This is a genomic window from Paracoccus haematequi (assembly GCF_900631945.1).
Classification (GTDB): domain Bacteria; phylum Pseudomonadota; class Alphaproteobacteria; order Rhodobacterales; family Rhodobacteraceae; genus Paracoccus; species Paracoccus haematequi_A.
In genome coordinates, this window is record NZ_UZWE01000029.1 from 55,544 (window position 1) to 80,773 (window position 25,230).

22 protein-coding genes are annotated in these 25,230 nt (G+C 68.1%); 13 read left to right on the top strand and 9 right to left on the bottom strand.

Annotated elements, in window-relative coordinates:
• Positions 1–154: 154 nt before the first annotated feature.
• Complete coding sequence (locus PARHAE_RS08960) at positions 155–841, top strand: GntR family transcriptional regulator (RefSeq protein ID WP_241232738.1); 687 nt, start codon at positions 155–157, stop codon at positions 839–841.
• Positions 842–845: 4 nt separating this feature from the next.
• On the opposite strand, the gene PARHAE_RS08965 is transcribed toward PARHAE_RS08960, so the two are convergent.
• Positions 846–1,277 (bottom strand): GFA family protein, encoded by a 432-nt coding sequence (locus PARHAE_RS08965; protein ID WP_126154276.1) that lies wholly within the window; start codon positions 1,275–1,277, stop codon positions 846–848.
• Positions 1,278–1,475: 198 nt separating this feature from the next.
• Here PARHAE_RS08965 and PARHAE_RS08970 point away from each other — a divergent pair, with 198 nt between their 5' ends.
• Positions 1,476–2,501 carry a GlxA family transcriptional regulator gene (locus tag PARHAE_RS08970; protein WP_126154277.1) on the top strand — a complete coding sequence of 342 codons (1,026 nt, stop codon included), beginning with the start codon at positions 1,476–1,478 and terminating at the stop codon, positions 2,499–2,501.
• A gap of 22 nt (positions 2,502–2,523) precedes the next feature.
• Here the strand turns inward: PARHAE_RS08970 and PARHAE_RS08975 are convergent, their stop codons facing one another.
• Positions 2,524–3,528 carry a GlxA family transcriptional regulator gene (locus PARHAE_RS08975; protein WP_126154278.1) on the bottom strand — a complete coding sequence of 335 codons (1,005 nt, stop codon included), beginning with the start codon at positions 3,526–3,528 and terminating at the stop codon, positions 2,524–2,526.
• A gap of 103 nt (positions 3,529–3,631) precedes the next feature.
• On the opposite strand from PARHAE_RS08975, the gene PARHAE_RS08980 reads away from it, so the two are divergent.
• The 11 genes from PARHAE_RS08980 to PARHAE_RS09025 all read left to right on the top strand — a co-directional run bounded on the left by PARHAE_RS08980 (position 3,632) and on the right by PARHAE_RS09025 (position 17,030).
• Positions 3,632–4,885 (top strand): sarcosine oxidase subunit beta family protein, encoded by a 1,254-nt coding sequence (locus PARHAE_RS08980; RefSeq protein ID WP_126154279.1) that lies wholly within the window; start codon positions 3,632–3,634, stop codon positions 4,883–4,885.
• A gap of 24 nt (positions 4,886–4,909) precedes the next feature.
• Entirely contained in the window at positions 4,910–5,203 is a 294-nt protein-coding gene (locus tag PARHAE_RS08985; protein WP_126154280.1) for a sarcosine oxidase subunit delta, read from the top strand.
• Positions 5,200–8,175, top strand: coding sequence for a sarcosine oxidase subunit alpha (locus tag PARHAE_RS08990; protein ID WP_126154281.1), 2,976 nt, complete (start codon positions 5,200–5,202; stop codon positions 8,173–8,175). The genes PARHAE_RS08985 and PARHAE_RS08990 overlap by 4 nt, the downstream gene beginning before the upstream one ends.
• Before the next feature lie 10 nt (positions 8,176–8,185).
• Positions 8,186–8,716: a sarcosine oxidase subunit gamma gene (locus PARHAE_RS08995; RefSeq protein ID WP_126154282.1), complete on the top strand. Its 531-nt coding sequence runs from the start codon at positions 8,186–8,188 to the stop codon at positions 8,714–8,716.
• Positions 8,717–8,789: 73 nt separating this feature from the next.
• Positions 8,790–10,487 (top strand): alpha/beta hydrolase, encoded by a 1,698-nt coding sequence (locus PARHAE_RS09000; protein ID WP_126154283.1) that lies wholly within the window; start codon positions 8,790–8,792, stop codon positions 10,485–10,487.
• A gap of 168 nt (positions 10,488–10,655) precedes the next feature.
• Positions 10,656–11,987, top strand: a complete 1,332-nt coding sequence (locus tag PARHAE_RS09005; protein WP_126154284.1) for a ferredoxin reductase family protein — start codon at positions 10,656–10,658, stop codon at positions 11,985–11,987.
• Between the two features lie 68 nt (positions 11,988–12,055).
• Positions 12,056–13,012, top strand: a complete 957-nt coding sequence (locus PARHAE_RS09010; protein ID WP_241232739.1) for a DMT family transporter — start codon at positions 12,056–12,058, stop codon at positions 13,010–13,012.
• A gap of 59 nt (positions 13,013–13,071) precedes the next feature.
• Positions 13,072–14,598 (top strand): UxaA family hydrolase, encoded by a 1,527-nt coding sequence (locus PARHAE_RS09015; protein WP_126154286.1) that lies wholly within the window; start codon positions 13,072–13,074, stop codon positions 14,596–14,598.
• 61 nt (positions 14,599–14,659) lie between these two features.
• Positions 14,660–15,736: a PLP-dependent cysteine synthase family protein gene (locus PARHAE_RS09020; RefSeq protein WP_126154287.1), complete on the top strand. Its 1,077-nt coding sequence runs from the start codon at positions 14,660–14,662 to the stop codon at positions 15,734–15,736.
• A gap of 108 nt (positions 15,737–15,844) precedes the next feature.
• On the top strand, positions 15,845–16,018 hold the full coding sequence (locus tag PARHAE_RS21040) for a hypothetical protein (RefSeq protein WP_164555192.1): 174 nt from the start codon (positions 15,845–15,847) through the stop codon (positions 16,016–16,018).
• Positions 16,019–16,133: 115 nt separating this feature from the next.
• Positions 16,134–17,030, top strand: a complete 897-nt coding sequence (locus PARHAE_RS09025; RefSeq protein WP_206436905.1) for a DMT family transporter — start codon at positions 16,134–16,136, stop codon at positions 17,028–17,030.
• Positions 17,031–17,051: 21 nt separating this feature from the next.
• Here PARHAE_RS09025 and PARHAE_RS09030 read toward each other — a convergent pair whose 3' ends face one another.
• From PARHAE_RS09030 to PARHAE_RS09060, 7 genes are read right to left on the bottom strand one after another with little or no spacing between them, the layout of a single operon-like run.
• Positions 17,052–17,999, bottom strand: coding sequence for an ABC transporter substrate-binding protein (locus PARHAE_RS09030; RefSeq protein ID WP_126154288.1), 948 nt, complete (start codon positions 17,997–17,999; stop codon positions 17,052–17,054).
• A gap of 25 nt (positions 18,000–18,024) precedes the next feature.
• Positions 18,025–19,005 carry an ABC transporter permease gene (locus PARHAE_RS09035; RefSeq protein ID WP_126154289.1) on the bottom strand — a complete coding sequence of 327 codons (981 nt, stop codon included), beginning with the start codon at positions 19,003–19,005 and terminating at the stop codon, positions 18,025–18,027.
• Positions 19,002–20,489: a sugar ABC transporter ATP-binding protein gene (locus PARHAE_RS09040; RefSeq protein WP_206436906.1), complete on the bottom strand. Its 1,488-nt coding sequence runs from the start codon at positions 20,487–20,489 to the stop codon at positions 19,002–19,004. The genes PARHAE_RS09035 and PARHAE_RS09040 overlap by 4 nt, the downstream gene beginning before the upstream one ends.
• Complete coding sequence (locus PARHAE_RS09045) at positions 20,486–21,628, bottom strand: Gfo/Idh/MocA family protein (protein WP_126154291.1); 1,143 nt, start codon at positions 21,626–21,628, stop codon at positions 20,486–20,488. Before PARHAE_RS09045 ends, PARHAE_RS09040 begins: the two co-directional genes overlap by 4 nt.
• A complete protein-coding gene (locus PARHAE_RS09050; RefSeq protein ID WP_126154292.1) occupies positions 21,628–22,683 on the bottom strand; it encodes a sugar phosphate isomerase/epimerase family protein in 1,056 nt (351 codons plus the stop codon). The genes PARHAE_RS09045 and PARHAE_RS09050 overlap by 1 nt, the downstream gene beginning before the upstream one ends.
• 12 nt (positions 22,684–22,695) lie before the next feature.
• Complete coding sequence (gene xylA / locus PARHAE_RS09055; RefSeq protein WP_126154293.1) at positions 22,696–24,000, bottom strand: xylose isomerase; 1,305 nt, start codon at positions 23,998–24,000, stop codon at positions 22,696–22,698.
• On the bottom strand, positions 23,997–24,962 hold the full coding sequence (locus PARHAE_RS09060) for a LacI family DNA-binding transcriptional regulator (RefSeq protein WP_126154294.1): 966 nt from the start codon (positions 24,960–24,962) through the stop codon (positions 23,997–23,999). The genes xylA and PARHAE_RS09060 overlap by 4 nt, the downstream gene beginning before the upstream one ends.
• Between the last annotated feature and the right edge of the window lie 268 nt (positions 24,963–25,230).

Genomic DNA, 25,230 nt, shown 5'->3' on the forward strand with positions numbered 1-25,230 from the left:
CATGGCTGGCGCCCCTGCCCGAATCACTCCTCCGGCGCGGACGCTAGCACGCCGGGGCGGGACAGTTCAATAATACTGTATGCAGCATTTAGCGCGCATGATTGACTCGTGACATTCCGCCGCATACCGATAAGAATCAGTCAGGGAGGACTTCGTGACCCCGGTCAACGCCCAACCGAGCCCGGAACATTCGGCCCGGATCGAACGCCAGCCGCTGCACGACGCCATCGTCTCGCGGCTGCGCGACATGATCATCGAGGGCCACCTGGCCCCTGGCACCCGGATCAACGAAGGCCAGATCGGCGCAGCCCTGGGCGTGTCGCGCACCCCGCTGCGCGAGGCGATCAAGTATCTGGCCAGCGAAGGCCTGGTCGATCTGGTCCCCAGCCGGGGCGCGGTCGTCAAGACCTTCGGCGCCAAGGAAGTGCGGGACATGATCGACCTGATCCGCAGCCTGGAACAGTTCGCCGCGACCCGCGCCTGCGAACTGGCGACGAACAACGACATCGGCGGGATCCGCGAGCTGCACGACCGGATGATCGCCTGCTATCATTCGGGCGACCGAATGCAATATTACAAGCTGAACCAGGCGATCCATTCCGGCATCGTGGCGCTTGCCGACAACGCGGCGCTGTCGGACATGCACGGCGTGTTGCAGACCCGGCTGAAGCGGATCCGCTTCATCGGCCATGAAGGCCCCGAGAAATGGGCCAGTGCCGTGGCCGAACACGAGGAGATGATCGCTGCCCTGGAGGCCCGCGACGCGCCCCGGCTGTCGGCGATCCTGGGCCATCACCTGACGCTGGCCTGGGAACGGGTCAAGGACGGGCTGCCCGCCTGACCGTTCAGCCCCGGTCCGGCGGCTGGAACCGCAGGATCCCGGCGACCCGCGCCGGTCCGCCCTTGTCCGAGGGATGGGCAACGCCGTCCATGACCGGGACCTCGGGAACGTCGAAGGGGCTGATTCCGTCAAGGCAGGCCACGTTCACCCCGAACTGCTGCGGGTCCGACCGCCGCTGATGGTGGGTATAGATGCCGCAGGTCTTGCAGAAATAATGCTTCGCCGTGCCGGTGTTGAACCGATACAGGGTCAGGTTGTCCTGGCCCTGCTGGAACCGGATGTCCTTCAGCCCGGCCGAGACGGCGACCGCGCCGCGCATCCGGCAATAGGAACAGGAACAGCGGCGGATGCCCGCGAAGCCCTGGGCCAGCCGGACGGTGAACCGGACCGCGCCGCAATGGCAGGCGGCGGGGTATTCCTGATCGTCACGCCGCATTCCCCTGCCCGCCCTGCTGATCCATCCGCGCGAAACCTAGCGCGGGACAGGACGCCGGGGCAATGGCGCGACCGGCCGCGGCGGGGCGAAGGTGACGCAAGGTTCATATCATTCTGCCGCGAAGATCCATCGCGGCGGCCCGCGTCTCTGTCACGCTTCCGTCACGAACAGCCGCAGCCTTCGCGACGGAGAGGACATATGGCGCAATCCCCGACCACCCGGCGTTTCACCTTTCTGCTTCTGGACAGGTTCACCATGCTGCCCTTTGCCGCGGCCCTGGATTCGCTGCGGCTGGCCAACAAGATGGCGGGGACGCGCCTTTACGACTGGCGCCTGATCGGGCCGCAGGGGGATTTCGCCGCCTGTTCCAACGGCAGCCAGATCCGGCTGGACGGCGGCCTGGGCGACGACATCGCCGTCACGCGGGACGAGGTGGTGATCGTCTGCGGCGGCGACGACATCACGGCCCAGGCCAGCCGCCCGGTGCTGGCCTGGCTGCGCAGGCAGGCGCGTACCGGCGCGGTGCTGGGCGCGGTCTGCACCGGGGCGCATATCCTGGCCCGCGCCGGGCTGCTGGACGGGCGACGGGCCACGATCCACTGGGAAAACCACGATTCCTTCTCCGAAACCTTCCCCGAGGTGCAGCTGCACCGGCAGGTCTTCGTCGATGACGGATCGCGGTTGACGGCAGGCGGCGGCACGTCGTCGATCGACATGATGCTGCACCGGATCGGCCAGACCCATGGACCCGACCTTGCGTCCCAGATCGCCGACCAGATGCTGCACACCGCGATCCGCACCGGGCGCGACCACCAGCGGCTGTCCATCACCACCCGGATCGGCATCCGCCATCCCCGCCTGGCCGCCGTCGTGGCCCGGATCGAGGCGAATCTGGAAAGCCCCGTCAGCCCGTCGCAACTGGCCGAGGACGCGGGCATGTCCACCCGCCAGTTGGAACGGCTGTTCATGCGATACCTGAACCGCAGCCCCAAGCGGTATTACCTGGAAGCCCGCCTGGGCCGCGCGCGGCAGTTGCTGCTGAACACCGACCTGCCCCTGATCGAGATCGCCATCGCCTGCGGCTTCTCCAGTTCCTCGCATTTCTCGAAATGCTATCGGGACCGCTACGGCACCTCGCCCTATCGCGAACGGGGCGTGCAGAAGGCCGCTGCGGTGGTGGCCCTGCCCGTCCGCACGGACACGGTGCTGGCCCTGGCAAGCTGAGCGGGCGCGGGCGGACCCAGGCTCAGGGCAGGCGGACCGTTTCCCGCTGCGCTTTCCGCCACTGTTCCGGCGTCACCCCCAGACCGTCGCGGAACACCCGGATCAGGTGCGAGGCGTCGCAGAAGCCCGTCTCGGCGGCGATCTGGCTGATCGTGCGGTCGGGCCGGGCCAGCAGCATCCGCACCTGCGACAGGCGCACACGCATGAAGGCCTCGGCCGGGGACATCGACAGGGACGCGGCGAAATGGCGTTCCAGCTTGCGGCGGCTGACCTGCAAATGGGCGGCCACATCGGCCACCGGCGGCGGCGTGTCCATGTTCTGTTGCAGCATCAGCAGCGCGCGGCGCACCAGCGGGTCGTCGGTCTTCAGTTCCAGCGGCAGGCCGGGCTGGGGGTCGTCGGCGGCCATCGCCTCGTCGATGATCATGATGTGCAGGCTTTTCTGCGCCGCCGCCCGGCCGATATGGCGGTCGATCAGGAAGGCCGCCAGATGCGCGGAACTGGCGCCGCCCGAACAGGTCAGCCGGTCGCGGTCCACCACGAAGATGCGGTCGGACACGGGGCGCAGCCCGTCGAACTGTTCCAGGAAATCCTCGTGGTGGAACCAGCTGACGCAGCAGCGGTATCCGTCCATCAGCCCGGCGCGGTGCAGGATGAAGGCGCCGGTGCAGACGCCGACCAGCGGCACGCCCGCCTTGGCGGCGCGGTGCAGGAAGGCCAGGTAATCCGGTTCCAGCCGCTCGATCTCGTCGATCAGGCCGCCGACCACGACCACATAGTCGAAACGCGACGGATCGCCCAGCTTTTCGTCCGGGGCGATGGCCACGCCGCAGCTTGACTGCACCGGCTGGCCAGAGGTTCCCAGAACCCGCCAGTTGCAGCGGATCGGGCGGGACCGATCGCCTTCGTCGGCGGCCAGCCGCAGCACGTCCACGAAATTCGCGAAGGCCGACAGGGTAAAGCGCCGCGCCAGAAGAAATCCGACGCGCAGGCGCAGGGAATCAGGGGGGGCGGGCGTGTCGCGCATGACGCAAATGTAACACCCCACTGGCGCAGGGATCCAGTCGGCCTGTGCGGCTTTCTGGCATTTTGGCGATCATACCGGAATCGCCCCATAAGGTTCGCCCCGCATGACCCATTTCTCCGCCTTTTCGCTGCTTAAACAGGCTCTCAACGGCCACAAGGGCTGGCGAGAGCAATGGCCCGACAGCCAGCCCAAGGCCGAATACGACGTGGTGATCGTCGGCGCGGGCGGCCACGGACTGGGCGCGGCCTATTACCTGGCCAAGGAACACGGCATCACCAATGTCGCGGTGATCGACAAGGGCTGGCTGGGCGGCGGCAACACGGGCCGCAACACCACCATCATCCGGTCGAACTATCTGTATGACGAAAGCGCCAAGCTGTACGACCACGCCCTGGACCTGTGGGACAACCTGTCCCAAGATCTGAACTACAACGTCATGTATTCCAAGCGCGGCGTCTTGATGCTGGCGCACAACGTCCATGACGTGCAGTCCTTCCAGCGGCATGTGAACTCGAACCGGCTGAACGGCGTGGACAACCGCTGGCTGACGAAAGAGGAATGCAAGCAATTCTGCCCGCCGCTGAACATCAGCCCCGACGCGCGCTATCCGGTGATGGGCGGGGCGTTGCAGATGCGGGCGGGCACGGCGCGGCATGACGCGGTGGCCTGGGGCTATGCCCGCGCCGCCGCCGCCCGTGGCGTGGACATCATCCAGAACTGCGCGGTCAACGCGATCCGTCGCGGGCCGGACGGCGCGGTGATCGGCGTCGACACCGCCAAGGGCTTCATCCGCGCGAAAAAGGTCGCCGTGTCGGCGGCGGGCAATACCAGCGTCGTGATGGACAGCGCCGGGCTGCGGATGCCGCTGGAAAGCTTCCCGCTCCAGGCCCTGGTCAGCGAGCCGGTGAAGCCGATCTTCCCCTGCGTGGTCATGTCGAACACCGTCCACGCCTATATCAGCCAGTCCGACAAGGGCGAGCTGGTGATCGGGTCCGGCACCGACCAGTATACCAGCTATTCGCAGCGCGGCGGCCTGCCGCTGATCGAACATACCGTGGCGGCGATCTGCGAGGTCTTCCCGATCTTCACCCGGATGCGGATGCTGCGCAAATGGGGCGGCATCGTGGACGTGACCCCCGACCGCAGCGCGATCCTGGGCAAGACGCCGGTCAAGGGCCTGTATGTGAACTGCGGTTGGGGCACCGGCGGCTTCAAGGCCACGCCGGGGGCGGCGCATCTGCTGGCCTGGACGGTCGCCAAAGACGAGCCGCATCCGCTGAACGCGCCCTTCACGCTGGAACGCTTCACCACCGGCCGTCTGATCGACGAAGCCGCCGCCGCCGCCGTGGCTCATTAATCTGCGCGCACTGAGGACCGAACCATGCTGCTGATCCACTGCCCTTATTGCGAAGACAGCCTGCCCGAGCTGGAATTCACCTATGCGGGCGAGGCGCATATCGCCCGCCCCGCCGATCCTTCGGCGCTGTCGGACGAGGAATGGCGCGACTTCCTGTTCATCCGCACCAATGCGCGCGGCCCGCATTACGAACGCTGGCGCCACATCGGCTGCGGGCGGTTCTTCAACGCCATCCGCGATACCGTCAGCGACCGCTTCCTGACCACCTACAAGGCGGGCGAGCCCCGTCGTCCCCTGACCAACGAGGCCGCAGAATGAGCCGCTATCGCTTACAGGGCAAGGGCCGCGTCGATCATTCCGCGCCCGTGTCCTTCACCTTCGACGGCAAGACCTATCAGGGGCTGCGCGGCGACACCGTGGCATCCGCCCTGCTGGCCAACGGCGTGCATCTGATGGGCCGGTCCTTCAAGTATCACCGTCCGCGCGGCGCGGTCTCGGCCGGTTCCGAGGAACCGAACGCCCTGATCGGCACCTCGCGCGGGGCGGGCCGGTTCGAGCCGAACACGCGGGCGACCGTCCAGGAACTGCGCGCCGGGCTGGTCACGGAAAGCCAGAACAAGTGGCCGTCGCTGTCCTTCGACGTGGGGGCGATCAACGACCGGGCCTATATGCTGTTCTCGGCCGGGTTCTATTACAAGACCTTCATGTGGCCGAAGTCCTTCTGGGACAAGATCTATGAACCCGTGATCCGCGGCGCTGCGGGCCTGGGCAAATCCCCGACCGAACCCGATCCCGACCGCTATGCCAGCCGCTATCTGCATACGGACGTGCTGATCGTCGGGGCAGGGCCTGCGGGAATCGCGGCGGCCCTGGCGGCGGCGCAGTCGGGCGCGGATGTGACGCTGGTCGATGAGAATGCGGAAATGGGCGGATCGCTGCTGTCCGATCCCGCCGTGCTGATCGACGGCAAGCCCGCCTGGGACTGGGTGGACGCGCAACTGGGCCGCCTGCGCGCGGCGGGCGTGCGGCTGATGACCCGGACCACGGCCATCGGATACTATCACCAGAACATGCTGGGCCTGTGCCAGCGGCTGACCGATCACCTGGACAGCCCGCCCAAGGGCGCGCCGCGCGAACGCATGTGGCGGGTGCGCGCGGGCCAAGTCGTTCTGGCCCAGGGCGCGCTGGAAAAGCCGCTGGTCTTCGACGGCAACGACCGGCCCGGCGTGATGCTGGCGGGCGCGGCGCAGACCTTCCTGCACAAATACGGCGTCAAGGTCGGCGACAACCCCGCCGTCATCACCAGCCATGACAGCGCGTATCATGCAGCCTTCGACCTGGCCGACAACGGCGCGCGGGTCGCGGCGATCATCGACACGCGCGAGTCCCCGCGCCCCGACCTGCTGGACGGCGCCCGCAAACGCGGGATCGAGGTTCTGCCCAGCCACACCGTCACCACCACCAGGGGCCGGTTGCGGGTGAAATCCGTCCGTGCCGCCCCGGTGCGCGGCACCCAGGTCGGCACGGGCCGCGACATCGCCTGCGACTGCCTGCTGATGTCGGGCGGATGGACGCCCTCGCTGCACCTGTTCTCTCATACCAAGGGGACGCTGGCCTGGGACGGCCAGACCTTCCTGCCCGACCGCAAGACCGAAGACTGCGAGATCGCGGGCGCGGGCCGGGGCCTGTGGGGTTACGCCGACGTGCTGGCCGATGGCGCGGCGGCGGGCCTGCGGGCGCTTGAAGGGCTGGGCCGTGCGGGGCATCAGGCCAGCTTCACCGTTGCGAACGACCGCCCCGGCAGCGGGGTCAGCCATACCGAACTGCCGACCGACGGCAATGCGGGCAAGGCGCGCGCCTTCATCGACTTCCAGAACGACGTGACCGCCAAGGACATCCGCCTGGCCGTGCGCGAAGGGATGCGGTCGATCGAGCATGTCAAACGTTACACCACCAACGGCATGGCGACCGACCAGGGCAAGATGTCGAACATCAACGGGCTGATGATCGCCGCCGACGCGCTTGGCAAGGAACCGCCGCAGGTGGGCCTGACCACCTTCCGCCCGCCCTATACGCCGACCAGCTTCGGCGCCTTCTGCGGATACCTGCGCGGCGAGACCTTCCAACTGACCCGCAAGACCCCCATCGACCCCTGGGCCGAGGCGAACGGCGCGGTCTTCGAGCCCGTCGCCCAATGGCGCCGCGCCTGGTATTTCCCGAAGGCCGGGGAAGACATGCACGCCGCCGTGCTGCGCGAATGCAAGGCCACGCGGGCATCGCTGGGGATTTTCGACGCCTCGACCCTGGGCAAGATCGAGGTCGCCGGGCCGGATGCGGTCGAATTCATGAACCGCATGTACACCAACCCCTGGACCAAGCTGCAACCGGGCCGCTGCCGTTACGGGCTGCTGTTGGGCGAGGACGGCTTCATCCGCGACGACGGCGTGATCGGGCGGCTGTCGCCCGACCTGTTCCACGTCACCACCACCACCGGCGGCGCCGCGCGCGTCCTGACGATGATGGAGGACTACCTCCAGACCGAATGGCCCGAGCTTGACGTGTGGCTGACCTCGACCACCGAGCAATGGGCGACGGTCGCGCTGAACGGGCCGAACGCGCTGGCGATGCTGAAGCCGCTGGTGGAAGGCGTGGACTGGGACGACTTCCCGCACATGTCCTGCGCCGAATGCACCGTGGCGGGCCTGCCCGCGCGTCTGTTCCGCCTGTCCTTCACCGGCGAGGTGGGCTTCGAGGTGAACGTCCCCGCCCGTCACGGCCTGGCCCTGTGGACTGCGCTGATCGAGGCCGGGAAAGCCTATGACATCTGCCCCTATGGCACCGAAACCATGCACGTTCTGCGGGCCGAGAAGGGCTATATCATCGTCGGCCAGGACACCGACGGCACGGTGACGCCCGGCGATGCGGGGTTGGACTGGGCCATCGGCAAGGCCAAGAAGGACTTCGTGGGCAAGCGGTCGCTGTCGCGCCCCGACATCGTGGCGAAAGGCCGCAAGCAGCTTGTCGGTCTGCTGACCGAGGATGGCAGCCTGTTGCAGGAAGGCGCGCAGATCGTGCTGGATCCGAACCAGCCGAAGCCGATGAAGATGGTCGGACACGTCACGTCCTCCTATCAGTCGACGATGGGGCACCCCATCGCCATGGCGGTGATCGAGGGCGGTTTCGACAGGATGGGCGAGACGGTCTTCATCCCCATGCCCGACGGCGTGCGCAAGGCGAAGATCACCTCGACCGTGTTCTATGATCCGCAGAACGAGCGGCTGAAGGCCTGAGGAAGCGATGATGACCAGTCAGAAACACGATTTTGCCGCAGCCGCCATCCGCATCGAGGACGCGGCCCCCGCCCTGCGCCTGTCGCTGCGCGTCAAGCCCGCGCATCGGGACGCCGTGGGCCGGGCGCTTGGCCTGGACCTGCCCGCCCGCGTGGGCCAGCGGGCGCAGGCCGGGGACATTCAGGCGCTGTGCCTTGGACCCGACGAATGGCTGATCGCCGCGCCCGAAGGCGCGCCGCTGGCGGACGCCGCCCGCGCCGTCTATGCCGACGCGCCGCACAGCCTGGTGGACATCAGCGACCGGGAAATCACCCTGCGCCTGTCCGGCCCGGCGGTCCTGGACCTGCTGGCCGCCTGCTGCCCGCGCAATCTCGCGGCGATGGCGGTGGGCAGCGCGGCGCGCACGGTCTTCGACAGCGCCACCGTGATCCTGTGGCGCGACGGCCCGGCGGATTTCCGCATGGATGTCTGGCGCAGCTTCGCGCCGCATGTCCGGTCGCTGCTGGCCCAGGCGCAGGCCGAGATCGCGGCAGGGCTGTAGGCGTCGTTGCCCGGATCGCGCCGGGCGGTCTTTCCCGGTTGACGCGCGGCGCGGGATCGGACCTGATCGCGTCATGCAGAACCGCACCGCCGCCACCGCCGATCCCCTGACCCTTGTCCGCTTCGTCGCGGGCAGGATCTCGGGCGTGGGCCTGGTGCTGGGCGCGCTGTTCATGGCCGCGTCGCTGACCCCCAGCCTGATCCCGCGCGGCGAAGGCGTGCAGGGCGCGCTTGCCGGGGTCTGCTTTGCCGCCGGTTACGGCGTGGCGGTGCTGCTGCGGTGGATCTGGGTCACGCTGGATCTGCCGCTGATAGGGGGGCGGACGGGACGCCGCCTGCTGGGGGCATCGGCACTTATCGCCGCGCTGATCGTAGGGTGGTTTCTGTGGCGGGCGACGGATTGGCAGAATTCCATCCGCGCGCCGATGGGAATGCCGCTGGCGCCGCCCGAACTGCCCCTGATGATCGGCGCCATGGCCCTGGCCGTGGCGACCGTCCTGCTGACGCTGGGCAAGCTGGCGGCGCTGTTCGTCAGCCGCCTGATCGCGCGGATCGCGCAGGTGGTGCCGCGCCGGGCCGCGCATCTGCTGGGCCTGATCGTCGGCGGCGTGTTGCTGTGGTCGCTGGCCAACGGCGTGCTGTTCAGCGGCTTCATCCGCACCGCCGACAATTCGGCCCGCGCGCTTGACGCGGTGATCCCGCCCGACATCCAGCCGCCCGCCGATCCGCTGCGCACCGGCAGCCCCGCATCCCTGGTCGCCTGGGAGGATCTGGGCCGCGAGGGGCGCAATTACATCGCCTCGGCCCCCACGCCCGACCAGATCGCCGCCGTCACGGGTGGCGCGACGATGCAGCCCCTGCGCGCCTATGTCGGCCTGAACGCCGCCGACACGGCCGAGGATCGCGCCGCCCTGGCGGTGGCCGAACTGGACCGTATCGGCGGCTTCGGCCGGTCGATCCTGGTGGTCGCGATGCCCACCGGCACCGGCTGGCTGGACCCGGCGGCGATGCTGACGCTGGAATACCTGCATCGCGGCGACGTGGCGACGGTGGCGATCCAGTATTCCTATCTGCAAAGCTGGATCTCGCTGCTGGTCGAACCCGAATATTCGGCCGAGGCCGGGCGCGCCCTGTTCAGCGCCGTCTATCGCCACTGGCTGACCCTGCCCGACAGCGACCGCCCCGACCTGTATCTGTACGGTCTCAGCCTGGGGGCCTATAGTTCGCAGCAGTCGCTGCGCCTGTCCGAGATGATCGACCAGCCCTTCGCGGGCGCTCTGTGGGTGGGTCCGCCCTTTGTCAGCCCGCTGTGGCAGACCCTGACGCAGGAACGCGACCCGGCCTCGCCCGCCTGGCTGCCGCGCCTGGACCGGGGCCAGACGGTGCGCTTCACGAACGGTCGGCAGGGCCTGTCCGTGCAGGATGTCTGGGGGGGCGTCCGCATCGTCTATCTGCAATATGCCAGCGATCCCATCGTGTTCTTCGACACCGGATCGGCCTGGCGCCCGCCCGCCTGGATGAGCCCGCCGCGCGGTCCCGACGTGTCGCCCGAATTGCGGTGGTATCCGATCGTCAGCTTCCTGCAACTGGCCTTCGACATGGCGGTGTCGTTGCATGTGCCGATGGGCCACGGGCATCTCTACGCCTACGAGGATCATATCGCCCCCTGGATGGCGGTGACGCAGCCGCCCGGCTGGGACGCGGCGGGGCTGGACCGGCTGCGGCGGCATTTCAGCGACATGCAGGCGCGGGCCATGGCAGCGGCGGATTGACCGGCGGCGGCGCGGGAACCCTGGGGCGATGCGCCGCCTTGCCCGCGCCCGACATCGCCGCGGCATCCTGACACACCCCGGCCGCTGCAACCCGGATCCGCGCAGAACACACTTCTCGGGCCGCCTGTGCGGGACTAGCGTGCCGTCGAACATATGACGGAGATCGCCATGCGACGCATCATGGTCTCGTTCTGGGCTGCCCTTGCGGTGATGGGCGTCCTGTGGCTTGCGGCGGATACGCCCGCCTGGCCCCCTGAAACCTTCATCGCCCTGCGCGCCCCGGCCGTCCAGCTGACCGGCATCCTGGCCATGACCTGCATGAGCATGGCGATGATCCTGGCGCTGCGTCCCCGCTGGCCCGAGGGCTGGATGGGGGGTCTGGACAAGATGTATCGCCTGCACAAGTGGTTCGGCATCGGCGGGCTGGTGCTGGCCGTGCTGCACTGGGCCTGGACGCAATCGCCCGGCTGGGCGGTCAGCCTGGGCTTGCTGGAACCGGGCAGGCGCCCGCAGCGCGGGCTCGGCGGCAGTGCGGTCCAGCAGTGGCTGGGATCGCTGCGCGGCACCGCCGAGCAGGTGGGCGAATGGGCCTTCTACGCCGCCGTGCTGCTGATCGCCGTGGCGCTGATCCGGCGCATCCCCTATCGCCTGTTCCAGAAGACCCACCGCCTGATTGCGCTGGCCTATCTGGCGCTGATCTTTCACGCCGTCGTCCTGCTGAAATTCCCGTCCTGGCCGACGCTTCTGGGCGCCGCGATGGCGGCGATGATGGCCGCCGGCGCCTTTGCCGCGCTTGTGGCGCTGCTGCGCCGCATCGGCGCGGGGCGCAGGGTCCGGGGCCGCATCGCCCGGCTGGAATACCACCCGGCCCTGCATGTGATGGAAGCAGAGATCGACCTGCCCCAAGGCTGGCCCGGCCACAAGGCGGGGCAGTTCGCCTTCGTCACCTCGGACTGGGCCGAGGGCGCGCATCCCTATACGATCGCCTCGGCCTGGGATGCCCGGCAGCCCCGGATCATGGTCATCGCCAAGGAACTGGGCGACTGGACGCGCCGGCTGCGCGACACGCTGCGCCTCGGCCAGGCGGTGCAGGTCGAGGGGCCGTATGGCTGCTTCACCTTCGACGACGGCCGCCCGCGCCAGATCTGGATCGGCGGCGGCATCGGCATCACGCCCTTCATCGCCCGGATGAAGCACCTGGCCGCGCACCCGTCCCGGCAGGATATCGACCTGATCCACAGCACCACGGATCACGAGGACGAGGCGATTGCCCGCCTGGCCGCCGACGCGCAGGCGGCGGGCGTGCGGCTGCATGTCCTGGTCGATGCCCGCGACGGGCTGCTGACGGGGGAACGGCTGCGGGCCATGGCGCCCGGCTGGCGCGACGCCAGCGTCTGGTTCTGCGGACCCGCCGGTTTCGGCCGGGCGCTGCGCGAGGATCTGCGCCGCCACGGCCTGCCCGCCGGGCGGTTCCACCAGGAAGTCTTCAATCTGCGCTGACGGGGTCGGATTCTGCACATTCTGCAAGACGGCCCTTGTGGGCCGCCGCCCCGCGCCCTAACCATGGCATGTCCGACACCGACGGTCCTGCCATGCCCCACCAGAACCCGATGCAGGGGATCCTGCTGAAATGCGCCAGCGTGGCGGTGTTCACGGTCATGGCCGCCCTGGTCAAGGCCACGTCCGAAACAGCCGCCGTCCCGCCCGGCCAGCAGGTCTTCTTCCGGTCGCTGTTCGCGATTCCGGTCATCCTGGGCTGGCTGGCGATGCGCGGGGAATTGTCGGTCGGCCTGCGCACCGTGCGGCCCATCGGCCATTTCTATCGCGGCATCATCGGCACCGCAGCCATGGCGCTGAACTTCTGGGCGCTGGCGCTGCTGCCTTTCCCCGAGGTGACGGCCATCGGCTATGCCTCGCCGCTGCTGGTGGTGATTTTCGCGGCGATGTTTTTGGGCGAGGACGTGCGCCTGTTCCGCCTGTCCATGGTCGGCATGGGCCTGACCGGCGTGGTGATCGTGCTGTCCCCGCAGTTCCAGACGGGCGGCGGCGACGATCCCTATCGGACGCTGGGGGCGGTGGTGGCCTTCGGCGGGGCGGTCACGGCGGCCCTGGCGCAACTGTTCATCCGCAAGCTGGTCCAGGACGAACGCACCTCGGCCATCGTGTTCTGGTTTTCCGTCACCTCGACCCTGCTGGGACTGGCGACGCTGCCCTTCGGCTGGGTGACGCCCGACGCCACCACGGGGGCGCTGCTGGTGGGCAGCGGCATCCTGGGGGGCGTGGCGCAGATCCTGCTGACCTCGGCCTATCGCTTCGCCGATGCCTCGCTGGTGGCGCCGTTCGAATATGTCTCGATGCTGCTGGCGATCGCGATCGGCTGGTATGTCTTCGCCGAGGCGCCGACCCCGGTCGTGCTGACCGGCGCCGCCCTGGTGATCCTGGCGGGCATCATGATCATCTGGCGGGAACGCCGCCTGGGCCTTGAACGCAACCGGCAGCGAAAGGCGATGACGCCGCAGGGATGATCGGCGGTTGACCTTTCCGGCCCGCAGTTCTTAATCGAAGGCACCGGGCGGGGGGATCCATGGACAAGCCGCATATCCTGCGACTGAACGACGCCGACAACATCGTGGTGGCGATCGCCGAGGTGCCGCAGGGCGCGCCGGTCGAAGGCGGCATCCGGGCCAGCCGCCGCATCCCGCGCGGCCACAAGATCGCGGCGGGGGCCATCGCCAGCGGCCAGCCGATCCGCAAGTTCGGCCAGATCATCGGTTTCGCCAGCACCGACATCGCGCCGGGCGACTGGGTTCACGAACAGAACGTCACCATGGGCGGCGACTTCGCCCGCGACTATGCCTTCGCGTCCGAGGCCCGCCCGCCCGAGGGCCTGCGCCAAGGCGAAACCCCGGCCCATTTCCAGGGCTTCCGCCGCCCCGACGGCCGCGCCGGGACGCGCAATTACATCGGCATCCTGTCGTCGGTGAACTGTTCGGCCACCGTGATCGATTACATCGCCGACCAGGCGATGCGGTCGGGGCTGCTGGACGATTACCCCGACATCGACGGCATCGTCGCCCTGCCCCACGGCCAGGGCTGCGGCATGGCCAGCAAGGGCGAAAGCTTCGACCTGCTGGCGCGCACGCAATGGGGCTATGCCAGCCACCCGAATTTCGCCGCCGTGCTGCTGGTGGGGCTGGGCTGCGAGGTGTTCCAGATCGCCCGGCTGAAGGACATCTATGGCATCGCCGAGGGCGACCATTTCCAGTCGCTGACCATCCAGGACAGCGGCGGCACCCGCAAGACCATCGAGGCGGGCGTCGAACGGCTGCGCGACCTGCTGCCGGTGGCGGCGCGGGCGCGGCGCGAACCGATCCCGGCGTCGGAACTGACGCTTGCCCTGCAATGCGGCGGCTCGGACGGCTATTCGTCGCTGACCGCGAATCCCGCCCTGGGGGTCGCCGCCGACATGCTGGTGCGCCAGGGCGGCACCGCCATCCTGTCCGAGACGCCCGAGATCTTCGGCGCCGAACACCTGCTGACCCGCCGGGCCGAAACGCCGGAAATCGGCCGCCAGATCGTCGATCTGATCGACTGGTGGCGCGACTATACCACCCGCAACGGCGGCGAGATGAACAACAATCCCTCGCCCGGCAACAAGGCGGGCGGGCTGACCACGATCCTGGAAAAGTCGCTGGGCGCGGTCGCCAAGGGCGGCACCTCGACCCTGCGCGGCGTTTACAGATACGCCGAACGAATCGACCGCAAGGGCTTCGTCTATATGGACACGCCGGGCTACGACCCGGTGGCGGCGACGGGCCAAGTCGCCGGGGGCGCGAACGTCCTGTGCTTCACCACCGGGCGGGGGTCGGCCTATGGCTGCAAGCCGGTGCCCTCGATCAAGCTGGCGACGAACACGCCCTTGTTCCAGCGGATGGAGGGCGACATGGACATCAATTGCGGCGACATCGTGGACGGCGTGACGCTGGAGGAGAAGGGCGCCCAGATCTTCGACGCGATCCTGGCCGTCGCATCGGGGCGGAAGACCAAATCCGAAGACCTGGGCTATGGCCGCAACGAATTCGTGCCCTGGCAGATCGGCGCGGTGATGTAGCCGCCGGGCGCACGGCGGTGCTATGATTGTCGCTTATGGAAGCGTTGCAGAGGGTGTTTGCATGTCAGGAACCATCAGGACGACCAAAGGGCGCGGCAGGCTGTATGACAGCATCCTGGACACGGTGGGCGACACCCCGGTGATCCGGGTCAACAACCTGGCCCCGGATGGGGTGACGATCTATGTCAAGGCGGAATTCTTCAATCCCGCCGCATCGGTCAAGGACCGGCTGGCCCTGAACATCATCGAGGCCGCCGAGCGGTCGGGCGCCCTGAAGCCGGGCCAGACCGTGGTCGAGGCGACCAGCGGCAATACCGGCATCGGCCTGGCGATGGTCTGCGCGCAGAAGGGCTATCCGCTGGTGGTGACGATGGCCGAAAGCTTCTCGGTCGAACGCCGCCGCCTTATGCGGATGCTGGGCGCCAAGGTGGTGCTGACGCCCAAGGCCCAGAAGGGCACCGGCATGTACAACAAGGCGGTGGAACTGGCCGAGAAACACGGCTGGTTCCTGGCCCGCCAGTTCGAGACATCGGCCAATGCCGACATTCACGAGGCGACCACCGCGCAGGAAATCCTGGGCGATTTCGCAGGCCAGCGGCTGGATTTCGTCGTCACCGGATACGGCACCGGGGGCACCGTCACGGGGCTGTCGCGCGTGTTGCGCCGCGAACGCCCCGATACGAAGATCGTCCTGACCGAACCCGCCAACGCCGCCCTTGTCGGCAGCGGCACGCCCCAGGACCGCGGCGCCGACCATGCCCCCGCCGCCAGCCACCCGGCGTTCGAGCCGCATCCGATCCAGGGCTGGACCCCGGATTTCATCCCCTGGGTTCTGCAAGAGGCCCTGGACAAGAACGGCTATGACGACCTGATCCCCGTGCCGGGCTCGGAAGGGATGGACTGGGCGCGCAGGCTGGCCGCGCGCGAAGGCATCCTGACCGGCGTGTCGGGCGGATCGACCTTTGCTGTCGCCATGCGGATCGCCGAAAAGGCCGAACCCGGCACCGTCATCCTGGCGATGCTGCCCGATACCGGGGAACGCTATCTGTCGACGCCGCTTTTCCAGGACATCGCCGAGGACATGGACGACGCGGAACGGGCGCTGTCGGAGTCCACGCCGGGATACCGGATGGGGTGATGCCCATGCGCGGTCTGCATGGCGGATCTGCGCATTCGCCGCGTTGCGGCGCGGCTTGGCAGACCCCATCTAAAGGGCGTCAACCAAGGACAGAAAGAGAGACTGACCATGACCGCCCTTCGCACCGCCGTGACCCGCCTTCGCGCGTTCCTGGAGGTGGTGGAAGCCGCGATTTCCGCCTCGGCCGCGGTGCATTCGCATCACGCCCCCACCATGGCCGACCTGCGCCGCCTGGGGATCACGCCGACCCCCGCCGCCATGGCCGCGATGTCGCGCGTCTAAGACCGGCGCCCCCTTGACGATCCGGCCCGCCATCGGCGGGCCTTTTGTCTTTCTGGGCCTTTCCCCCGCCCCCCGATCCGGCCTATGGTCCGGCGGTTTGACGAAGGGGGCAAAGATGGCCGACAGCACGACAGCGCCCGCAAGGCGGTCCGACTTCGCCCAGGGGCTGATCTGGATGGCCCTGTCGATGACCGCCTTCATCGGCATGTCGGTGGGGTCGCGAGAGATGGCGGAAACGCTGTCGATCCGGCAGGTGCTGTTCTTCCGCGCGCTTGTCGGGCTGTTCGTGATCCTGGCCGTGGGACGGTCGTTGTTCCCCGAGGTGCGCCGCGCCGCGCAACTGCGCCTGCATCTGGCACGCAACGTGATCCATTTCACCGCGCAGTATTTCTGGACCATCGGCGTGGTGCTGCTGCCGCTGGCCTCGGTCTTCGCGCTGGAATTCACCATGCCGATCTGGGTGACGCTGTTCGCCTGGCTGCTGCTGCGCGAAAGGCTGACCGGCCCGCGCCTGCTGGCGACGGTGGGCGGATTCATCGGCGTGATGGTGATCGTGCGGCCCGGCATCGGCATGGTCGATCCCGCCGCCGCCCTGGTTCTGATCGCCGCCGCCGGATACGGGCTGTCGCTGATCCTGGTGAAGCGCCTGACGCAGCACTGTTCGCCCGGCGCCATCGTCGTCTGGATGATCCTGATCCAGTTGCCGCTGGGCCTGCTGGCCGCGCTGACGGACTGGCGGCCGGTGGCCGTCACGGACGTTCCGTGGATGGTGGTCGCGGGCGTCGGCGCGCTTGCGGCGCATTACTGCCAGGCCCAGGCCCTCAGGCGGCTGGACGCCTCGATCCTGATCCCCATCGACTTCCTGCGCGTGCCGATGGCCGCTGTCGTCGGATATTACTTCTATGCCGAGGCCATCGACCTGTGGGTGTTCCTGGGCGGCGGGATCATCCTGCTGTCGAACTTCCAGGCGGTGATGGCCGAACGGCGCAAGGCTGCGGTCGCGGCCCGGTGACGGGGCCGCGACGCCGTCCCGTCAGAACGGACTGTCGGGATAGTAGTAGGTCTCGGCGTTCTCGGGCGTGACCAGCACCGACCCGATGATGAAATCGCCCGACACCGGCGCCTGCGAGACCAAGCCCACGGCGGTGATCTCGATGGCGGTGGCGATCATCGCGGGGGGATAGGTGACGTTGGCGGGAATCATCGCGTCGCCGTCCATGGTGCGCTTGATCATTTCCTTCATGCCCGCGCCGCCCAGGACGAACTTGATGTCGTCCCGTCCCGCCGCCTCGATGGCGCCCAGCACGCCCACGGCCATGTCGTCGTCGGACGCCCAAACCGCGTCGATCTGCGGGTATTTCGACAGGAAGTCCTGCATGACGGTGAACGCCTTGTCGCGGTTCCAGTCGCCATGCTCCATGCCCAGGACTTCGATGTTCTTGCCCTCGATGGCGGCCTGGAAACCTTCGACCCGTTCATTGTCGATGGTGGTCGGGATGCCGCGCAGCACGACGATCTTGCCGCCTTCGGGCAGCGCGGTCGCCATGTATTCGCCTGCCACCCGGCCGAAGCCGGGATTGTCGCCCGCGACATACAGATCCTCGATGCCCTCGACCGCAAGGCCCCGGTCGACCACGGTGATCCAGGCCCCGGATGCCTTGACGTTCTGGACCGGGCCGGTCAGCGGCTCGGATTCGAAGGGCAGCACCACAAGCGCGTCGATGTTGCGGGTCGCCACCATGTCCTCGATGTCGTTGACCTGCTTGGCGGGGTCGGACGCGGTCGCCAGCACGAAATCAAGCTGCGGATAGGTTTCCTCCAGCCGGTCCACGGTGGCCTGGGCGAAATAGTTCATGCCCCCCGCCCAGCCATGGGTCGCCGCCGGGATCGACACGCCGATCACCTTGGTTTCGCCCTCCTGCGCAAGCGCGGGCGCGGCAAGCGCGGCGGCGATGGCCAGCCCGGATACGAGATGCTTCATGTGTTTTCCTCCCATGTGAACCCGCTCAGCGGGCTTTGCCTTCGCGCTGCAAGACCACAGCGAGAACGATGATGGCCCCCTGAATGGCGCCGTTCAGGTAAGGCGATACGAAATCCGTCAGGTTCAGCAGGTTGCCGATCAGCGTCAGGATCAGGACGCCGATCACCGTGCCCCAGACCCGGCCGAAGCCGCCCTTCAGCACAGTGCCGCCGATGATGACGGCGGCGATGGCTTCCAACTCCCAGAGCATGCCGGTGGCGGATGACGCGGACCCAAGGCGCGGCACATACATGATGGTGGCGAGTCCGACCAGCAGGCCAAGCGCGGCATAGGTCGTCAGCCGCACCCGGTCCACGCGGACCGACGAATACTTGGCCACCTGCTCGTTCGATCCGATGGCCGCGCAGTGGCGGCCGAAGGCGGTGGAGCGCATCACGATCTCTCCGATCACGACCACCACGGCAAAGACGATGATCGGCCAGGTGATGCCGAAGATGCCGCCGTAATAGACCGGCTGGTAGAGGCTGCGCAGGGCGAAATCCAGCGACAGCGTGCCGCCGTCGGCCAGCCATGTGACCAGGCTGCGATAGATGCCCATGGATCCAAGGGTGACGATGAAGGCCTCGATCCCAAGCCGGGTGATCAGGATGCCGTTCAGCAGCCCCGCCGCCAGCCCCGCCAGAAGCGCCACGGCCATGCCGACCAGGATCACCGGGATGCCGACGCCCATGCTGGGCACCAGGCTGTTCATCACCAGGATCATCAGCCCGGCGATGAAGGCCGCCATGGAGCCGACCGACAGGTCCAGCCCGCCCGCCGTGATCACGAAGGTCATGCCCACGGCGATGATGCCGATGAAGGCCGAACGGGCCAGGACGTTGGTCACGTTGTCCCAGCCCAGGAAATTCGGGTTCATCAGCGCCCCCGCGACGACCAGCAGGACCAGGGCCAGGATCGGCCCGATCACGGTCATGCGGATGCGCCGTGGCGCGGTTGCGTCGCTCATGCGGGTTCCCTTTCCGTGGCCACGCCCATGGCCAGCTTGACGATGGCGTCCTCGGTCGCGTCCGCGCCCAGCTCTCCGGTGATGCGGCCATGGCGCATGACCAGGATGCGGTCGGCCAAGCCGATCACCTCCTGCATTTCCGAGGAAATCACGACGATGGCGCGGCCCTCGGCCGCAAGGCGGCGGATCAGGACATACATCTGCTGCTTGGTGCCGATGTCGATGCCGCGCGTGGGTTCGTCGATGACGACGATCTGCGGGTCGGCCAGCATCGTCTTGGCGAACAGCAGCTTCTGCTGGTTGCCGCCCGACAGGTTGCCGACCAGGGCGCCGCGATGGCCGCGAATGTCGAAGTCGGCGATGGCCCGGTCCAGGGCGCGCTCCTCGGCCCCGGTGTCCAGCAGGCCCCGGCTGAATTTCGACAGGGCTTGCAGCGTCAGATTCTCGCGCAGCCCCTTGCCCAGCAGCAACCCGCGCGTCTTGCGGTCCTCGGTCAGGTAGCACAGGCCAAGCGATTGCGCCTGCCAGGGATGGTCGATGCGGGCGGGCTGGCCGAAAATGCGCACGTCGCCGGTGGCGGGGCGCAGCCCGCACAGCCCCTCGAAGGTCTCGGTCCGGCCCGATCCGATCAGGCCCGCGACGCCCAGAACCTCGCCCCGGCGCAGGGTGAAGCCAATGTCGCGGGAAAAGCCCGGCACGGTCAGGTTCGCGACCTGCAACGCGACCTCGCCCGGCGTGGAAACCTTGGCGGGGAACAGATCCGACATCTCGCGTCCCACCATGGCGTTGGCCATCGCATGCTGGTCCATCGCCGCGGCCTCTCCGGTCCAGACCACGCGGCCGTCGCGCATGATGGTCAGGTCGTCGGCGATGGCCTCCACCTCGTCCAGCTTGTGCGAGGTGAACAGCACCGCCGTTCCCGCCTCGCGCAGGGCGCGCACCTGGCGCAGCAGGATCGCGGTTTCCGCCCGCGTCAGAACGGCGGTGGGTTCGTCCATCACCAGCACGCGGGTATCGCGCAGCAGGGCCTTGGCGATCTCGACCATCTGCTTGTCGCTGTTGGACAGCGTGGACACCACCCGGTCGGGCGCCACGCGGCATTCCAGCCGGTCCAGCAGATCGCGCGTGCGCGCCCGCATCGCGGGCTTGTCCAGGAAAGGGCCGCGCTTCAACTCGCGGCCCAGGAAGATGTTCTGTTCCACCGTCAGCTGCTCGGCCAGATTGAATTCCTGGTGGATCATGGAAATGCCCTGCGCCTCGGCCTGGCCCATGCTGGCGAAGCCGACCGGACGGCCGTCGAGCAGAACCTGTCCCGACGAGGGCGGCTGGTATCCCGCCAGGATCTTCATGGTCGTGGACTTGCCCGCGCCGTTTTCACCGATCAGCGCATGGACCCGACCGGGACGCAGGGCGATGTCCACGCCATGCAGCACCTCGATCGGGCCGAAGCTGCGGCTGACGTTTTTCAGCGCGAGCACGCTCACATCGTCACCCAGGCAGCATCGTCGCGCGACGACCGGACGCAGGCGTCGATGAAGCGCATGCCCGCAAGCCCTTCCGCCAGCCCCGGCAGCAGGTCCAGATCCGGCGCGCGCTGCCCGGCCTGCGCCGCGCGGATCGCCCGAGCGGCCCCGGCATAGAGATTGGCGAAGCCTTCCAGATAGCCCTCGGGGTGGCCGCCCGGCGTCCGGCTGACGGCATTGGCGGCGTCCGACGCCCCTGCCCCGCGCCGGGTCAGCAGGCGTTTCGGTTCACCGAAGGGGGTGAACCACAGATAGTTCGGATCCTCCTGCCCCCATTCCAGCCCGCCCTTTTCACCATAGACGCGCAGGCGCAGCCCGTTCTCGTTCCCCGGCGCGACCTGCGAACACCACAGCATCCCGCGCGCGCCTTCGCGGAAGCGCAGCAGGACATGGGCGTTGTCGTCCACCCGCCGTCCCGGCACGAAGCTTTGCAGATCCGCCGACAGGCTTTCGACCGTCAGGCCAGTGACGAAGCAGGCGAGGTTATGGGCATGGGTGCCGATATCGCCGATGGACCCGCCCGCCCCGCTACGGTCGGGATCGGTGCGCCATTCGGCCTGCTTGTTGGTGCCCGTCTGCTCCGCCGCTTCGGTCAGCCAGTCCTGCGCATATTCGACCTGGACGATGCGGATGGCCCCCAGATCCCCCGCCGCGATCATGGCGCGGGCCTGCCGGATCATCGGATAGCCGGTATAGTTGTGCGTCAGGATGAACAGCGCCTCGGAGGCGCGGATCGCCGCTTCCAGATCCGCCGCCTGGGCCATGGTCGCCGTCAGCGGCTTGTCGCAGATCACATGGATGCCGCGCCGCAGGAAGGCCGCAGCGGCGGGGCCGTGGACATGGTTCGGGGTGACGATGGCGACCGCCTCGATCCCGTCGGGACGCGCGGCCTCGGCCCCGGCCATCTCCTCGAAACTGCCATAGCAGCGGTCGGGGTCCAGCCCCAGGGCCGCGCCGCTGTCGCGCGCCTTTTCCGGGGTCGAGGACAACGCCCCGGCGACCAGTTCGAATTCCCCGTCCAGACGCGCGGCGATGCGGTGGACCGCGCCGATAAAGGCGTCCTTGCCGCCGCCGACCATGCCAAGCCTGATGCGCGCCATCACGAAATCCCCAGCATCCGGCGGTTGGCCGCGTCATCGGTGCCGCCATCCGCGAAATCGTCGAAGGCCTTTTCCGTCACCCGGATGATATGGCTGCGCACGAATTCGGCCCCTTCCCGCGCCCCGTCCTCGGGGTGTTTCAGGCAGCATTCCCATTCCACCACGGCCCAGCCGTCGAAATCATTGGCGGCCATCTTGGAAAAGATCGCCCCGAAATCCACCTGTCCGTCGCCCAGGGACCGGAACCGCCCCGCCCGGTTCACCCAGGGCTGGAAGCCGCCATAGACGCCCTTGCGCCCGGTCGGGTTGAATTCCGCGTCCTTGACGTGGAACATGCGGATGCGGTCCTTGTAGATGTCGATATTGTCCAGATAGTCCAGGCATTGCAGGACGTAATGCGACGGGTCGTACAGCATGTTCGCCCGCGCATGGCCGTTCACGCGGTCCAGGAACATCTCGAACGTGTCGCCGTCGTGCAGATCCTCGCCGGGGTGGATTTCATAGCAGATGTCGATGCCGCAGTCCTCGGCATGATCCAGGATCGGACGCCAGCGGCGGGCCAGTTCGTCGAAGGCCGTCTCTACCAGCCCCGCCGGACGCTGCGGCCAGGGATAGACGAAGGGCCAGGCCAGCGCGCCGGAAAAGCTGGCCATGGCGGTCAGGCCCAGGTTGCGGCTGGCGGTCAGCGCCTTCCTGACCTGATCCACAGCCCATTCCTGCCGCGCCTTGGGGTTGCCCCGCATCTCCGGCACGGTGAAGCCGTCGAAGGCCTGATCATAGGCCGGGTGGACGGCGACAAGCTGGCCTTGCAGATGGGTGGACAGTTCGGTGATCTGCACGCCGTTCGCGGCGGCCACCCCCGCCACCTCGTCGCAGTAATCCTTGCTGTCCGCCGCCTTCGCCAGGTCGAACAGCCGGCCATCCCAGCTTGGCACCTGCACGCCCTTGTATCCGCAATCGGCCGCCCAGCGGGTGATGCCGTCCCAAGTGTCGAATGGCGCGGCGTCCCCCGCGAATTGCGCCAGAAACAGCGCCGGTCCCTTGATGGTCTTCATGGCTGTCCCCCTTCAGACATATCGGTTGACCAGATTTTCCAGGATCTCCTGCCGCCCCGACACGGGCTGCGGATCCAGACCCGCCGCCACGGCCCGGTCGGCGATGTCCTCCAGCGTCGCGCCGGGGGCCAGCATCGCCTGCGCCTCGGGCCGCTGCCATCCGGCATAGCGGTCGCGGCGCGCCGCCTCCAGCCGGTCCTCCTCCAGCATCCTTGCCGCAGCCTCAAGCCCGCGCGCGCAGACATCCATCGCGCCCGCATGGGCCATCACCAGATCCAGCGGATCCAGCGACTGGCGCCGGATCTTGGCGTCGAAATTGGTGCCGCCGGTGGTGAACCCGCCGCCGCGCAGGATCTCGTAATAGGCCAACGCCACCTCGGGGACGCTGTTCGGGAACTGGTCGGTGTCCCAGCCCGATTGCTGGTCGTTGCGGTTCATGTCGATGGACCCGAAGATGCCAAGCGCGTTGGCCAGGGCGATCTCGTGTTCGAAGGTATGGCCCGCCAGGATCGCGTGGCCCTGTTCGATGTTCACCTTCACCTCGCCCTCCAACCCATGGCGCGACAACAGGCCATAGACCGTCGCCACATCGAAATCGTACTGGTGCTTGGTGGGTTCCTGCGGCTTGGGTTCGATCAGGATCGTTCCCTTGAAGCCGATCTTGTGCTTGTAATCGACGACCATCGACAGGAACCGGCCCATCTGGTCCAGCTCGCGCCCCAGGTCGGTGTTCAGCAGGGTCTCGTACCCCTCGCGCCCGCCCCACAGGACATAGTTTTCGCCGCCCAGACGGTGCGTCACGTCCAGGCAGTCGCGCACGGTCGCGGCGGCATAGGCGAAGACATCCGGGTCGGGATTGGTCGCGGCCCCGGCCATATAGCGGCGGTTGGTGAACAGGTTGGCGGTGCCCCACAGCAGGCGCGGCCCGCCGCCTTCCATCTTCGCGGCCATCAGATCGGCGATGCGGTTCAGCCGGTCGCGGCTTTCGCCAAGGCTGGCGCCCTCGGGTCGCACGTCGTGGTCGTGGAAACAGAAGAACGGCGCGCCCAGGATGCGGAAGAAATCGAAGGCGGCATCGACGCGGCTTTCGGCCAGATCCATCGTGTCGGCGGGAAACCAGGGCCGGTCGAAGGTGCGCCCGCCAAAGGGATCGCCGCCCTCCCAGCCGAAACTGTGCCACCAGGCCACCGCGAAGCGCAGCTGATCCTCGGCCCGCTTGCCCAGGATCATCCGGTCGGGGTCGTAATGGCGGAAGGCCGGGCCGTCCGCATCGGGATCGAAGGCCAGCGGGGCGATGGGGTCGAAATAGCCGGTCATGGGGTGTCTCCGGGCAGGTTGTCCTTGAAAAAGATCGCGGGCGTGATCGCGACGGGGGCCGGCGCCTCGCCATCGGCGATGGCCTTCATCGCATCAAGCGCGCGGGCGACCTCCTCGGCGGGTTTCTGGTCGATCACCACGTCGATCAGGCCGTCTTGCAGCGCCGCGCGCGAATGCGGGGTCAGTTCGTGCAGCACCACGAAGGGGCGGTCGCCGCCCCTCTCGCGCATCAGCGGGATCAGGCCGCGATTGCCCGCGCCGATAGAGTAAAGCCCGGTGATGCCCGGATCGTCGCGCAAGGCCTGTTCCAGCAGGGCGCGCATCCGGCCCGGATCGTCCGCGACCGCGATGGCGGGCAGCAGGCTGCCGGGGCCCAACACCTCGATCGCGCCGGCCAAGCGGTCGCGGTGATCGCGCAGACCGGCGGATCCCAGGATCGGCAGGACGCGCGCGGGTCCGCCCCGATGCGCGATGCGGTGCAGCCGCCCCGCCGTCCGCCCCGCCACCAGATTGTCGATGCCGATATAGGCGCGCCGCGCGCCCGGACTGTCCGAGACCAGCGTCACCACCGGAATCCCGGCCGCCGTCAGCGCGTCGATCCGGTCCTGGTCCGCCCCCACCGTCACCGCGCAGTCGCAATCGGTCACCGGCTCGGTGACGTCGCGCAGGTTGATGGCGATCCGCTGGCCCGCGCGCCGTTGCGATTCCGCCAGGAAGGCGCGGCGGATCGCCGAAAAGAAGCCATGGTCGCCCTGCGGGACATAGGCCGCAAAGCGATAGCTGCGCCGCCGCGACAGGTTCGCCGCCGTCATGTCGCGGCGATAGCCCAGATCCTGGATGGCCTGGCGGACCCGCTGGATCGACTTCTCCGCCACCCCACCGCGCCCGTTCAAGACGCGGTCGGCCGTCGAATAGCTGACCCCAGCAGCCCGCGCCACGTCATGCAGCGTCGGATTTCCCATGGACGATTGTTCCCCCTGGGACCAGCATCAGGGCGAAAATGACAGACGTCAATCATTTTCTTCTCGGGGTCGGCGCGCCTCGATTCCGTCCAGGCACCAGCGGCGGCGGGGTCGCAGGGGCGGATAGCAAGCATCATGGGGTGGCGGGGGTGCTCCCAAGCCTGATCCGGGATCGGCGGGCCGCCGACTGCGGACCGGCTTTTCCGGGTCAGGGAGTGGCCAAGCCCCGGAATCGGCGTTTAGAAGGGCGCTTCCCGACCTTGGACCG

Coding starts and splice junctions, on each gene's coding strand:
- PARHAE_RS09015 (WP_126154286.1), top strand. CDS start 13,072: ATGGACAAGCCGCATATCCTGCGACTGAACGACGCCGACAACATCGTG.
- PARHAE_RS09025 (WP_206436905.1), top strand. CDS start 16,134: ATGGCCGACAGCACGACAGCGCCCGCAAGGCGGTCCGACTTCGCCCAG.
- PARHAE_RS09000 (WP_126154283.1), top strand. CDS start 8,790: ATGCAGAACCGCACCGCCGCCACCGCCGATCCCCTGACCCTTGTCCGC.
- PARHAE_RS09005 (WP_126154284.1), top strand. CDS start 10,656: ATGCGACGCATCATGGTCTCGTTCTGGGCTGCCCTTGCGGTGATGGGC.
- PARHAE_RS09045 (WP_126154291.1), bottom strand. CDS start 21,628: ATGGCGCGCATCAGGCTTGGCATGGTCGGCGGCGGCAAGGACGCCTTT.
- PARHAE_RS08995 (WP_126154282.1), top strand. CDS start 8,186: ATGACCAGTCAGAAACACGATTTTGCCGCAGCCGCCATCCGCATCGAG.
- PARHAE_RS08970 (WP_126154277.1), top strand. CDS start 1,476: ATGGCGCAATCCCCGACCACCCGGCGTTTCACCTTTCTGCTTCTGGAC.
- PARHAE_RS09060 (WP_126154294.1), bottom strand. CDS start 24,962: ATGGGAAATCCGACGCTGCATGACGTGGCGCGGGCTGCTGGGGTCAGC.
- PARHAE_RS09020 (WP_126154287.1), top strand. CDS start 14,660: ATGTCAGGAACCATCAGGACGACCAAAGGGCGCGGCAGGCTGTATGAC.
- xylA (WP_126154293.1), bottom strand. CDS start 24,000: ATGACCGGCTATTTCGACCCCATCGCCCCGCTGGCCTTCGATCCCGAT.
- PARHAE_RS21040 (WP_164555192.1), top strand. CDS start 15,845: ATGACCGCCCTTCGCACCGCCGTGACCCGCCTTCGCGCGTTCCTGGAG.
- PARHAE_RS08975 (WP_126154278.1), bottom strand. CDS start 3,528: ATGCGCGACACGCCCGCCCCCCCTGATTCCCTGCGCCTGCGCGTCGGA.
- PARHAE_RS09035 (WP_126154289.1), bottom strand. CDS start 19,005: ATGAGCGACGCAACCGCGCCACGGCGCATCCGCATGACCGTGATCGGG.
- PARHAE_RS09050 (WP_126154292.1), bottom strand. CDS start 22,683: ATGAAGACCATCAAGGGACCGGCGCTGTTTCTGGCGCAATTCGCGGGG.
- PARHAE_RS08965 (WP_126154276.1), bottom strand. CDS start 1,277: ATGCGGCGTGACGATCAGGAATACCCCGCCGCCTGCCATTGCGGCGCG.
- PARHAE_RS08990 (WP_126154281.1), top strand. CDS start 5,200: ATGAGCCGCTATCGCTTACAGGGCAAGGGCCGCGTCGATCATTCCGCG.
- PARHAE_RS09030 (WP_126154288.1), bottom strand. CDS start 17,999: ATGAAGCATCTCGTATCCGGGCTGGCCATCGCCGCCGCGCTTGCCGCG.
- PARHAE_RS08980 (WP_126154279.1), top strand. CDS start 3,632: ATGACCCATTTCTCCGCCTTTTCGCTGCTTAAACAGGCTCTCAACGGC.
- PARHAE_RS09010 (WP_241232739.1), top strand. CDS start 12,056: ATGTCCGACACCGACGGTCCTGCCATGCCCCACCAGAACCCGATGCAG.
- PARHAE_RS08985 (WP_126154280.1), top strand. CDS start 4,910: ATGCTGCTGATCCACTGCCCTTATTGCGAAGACAGCCTGCCCGAGCTG.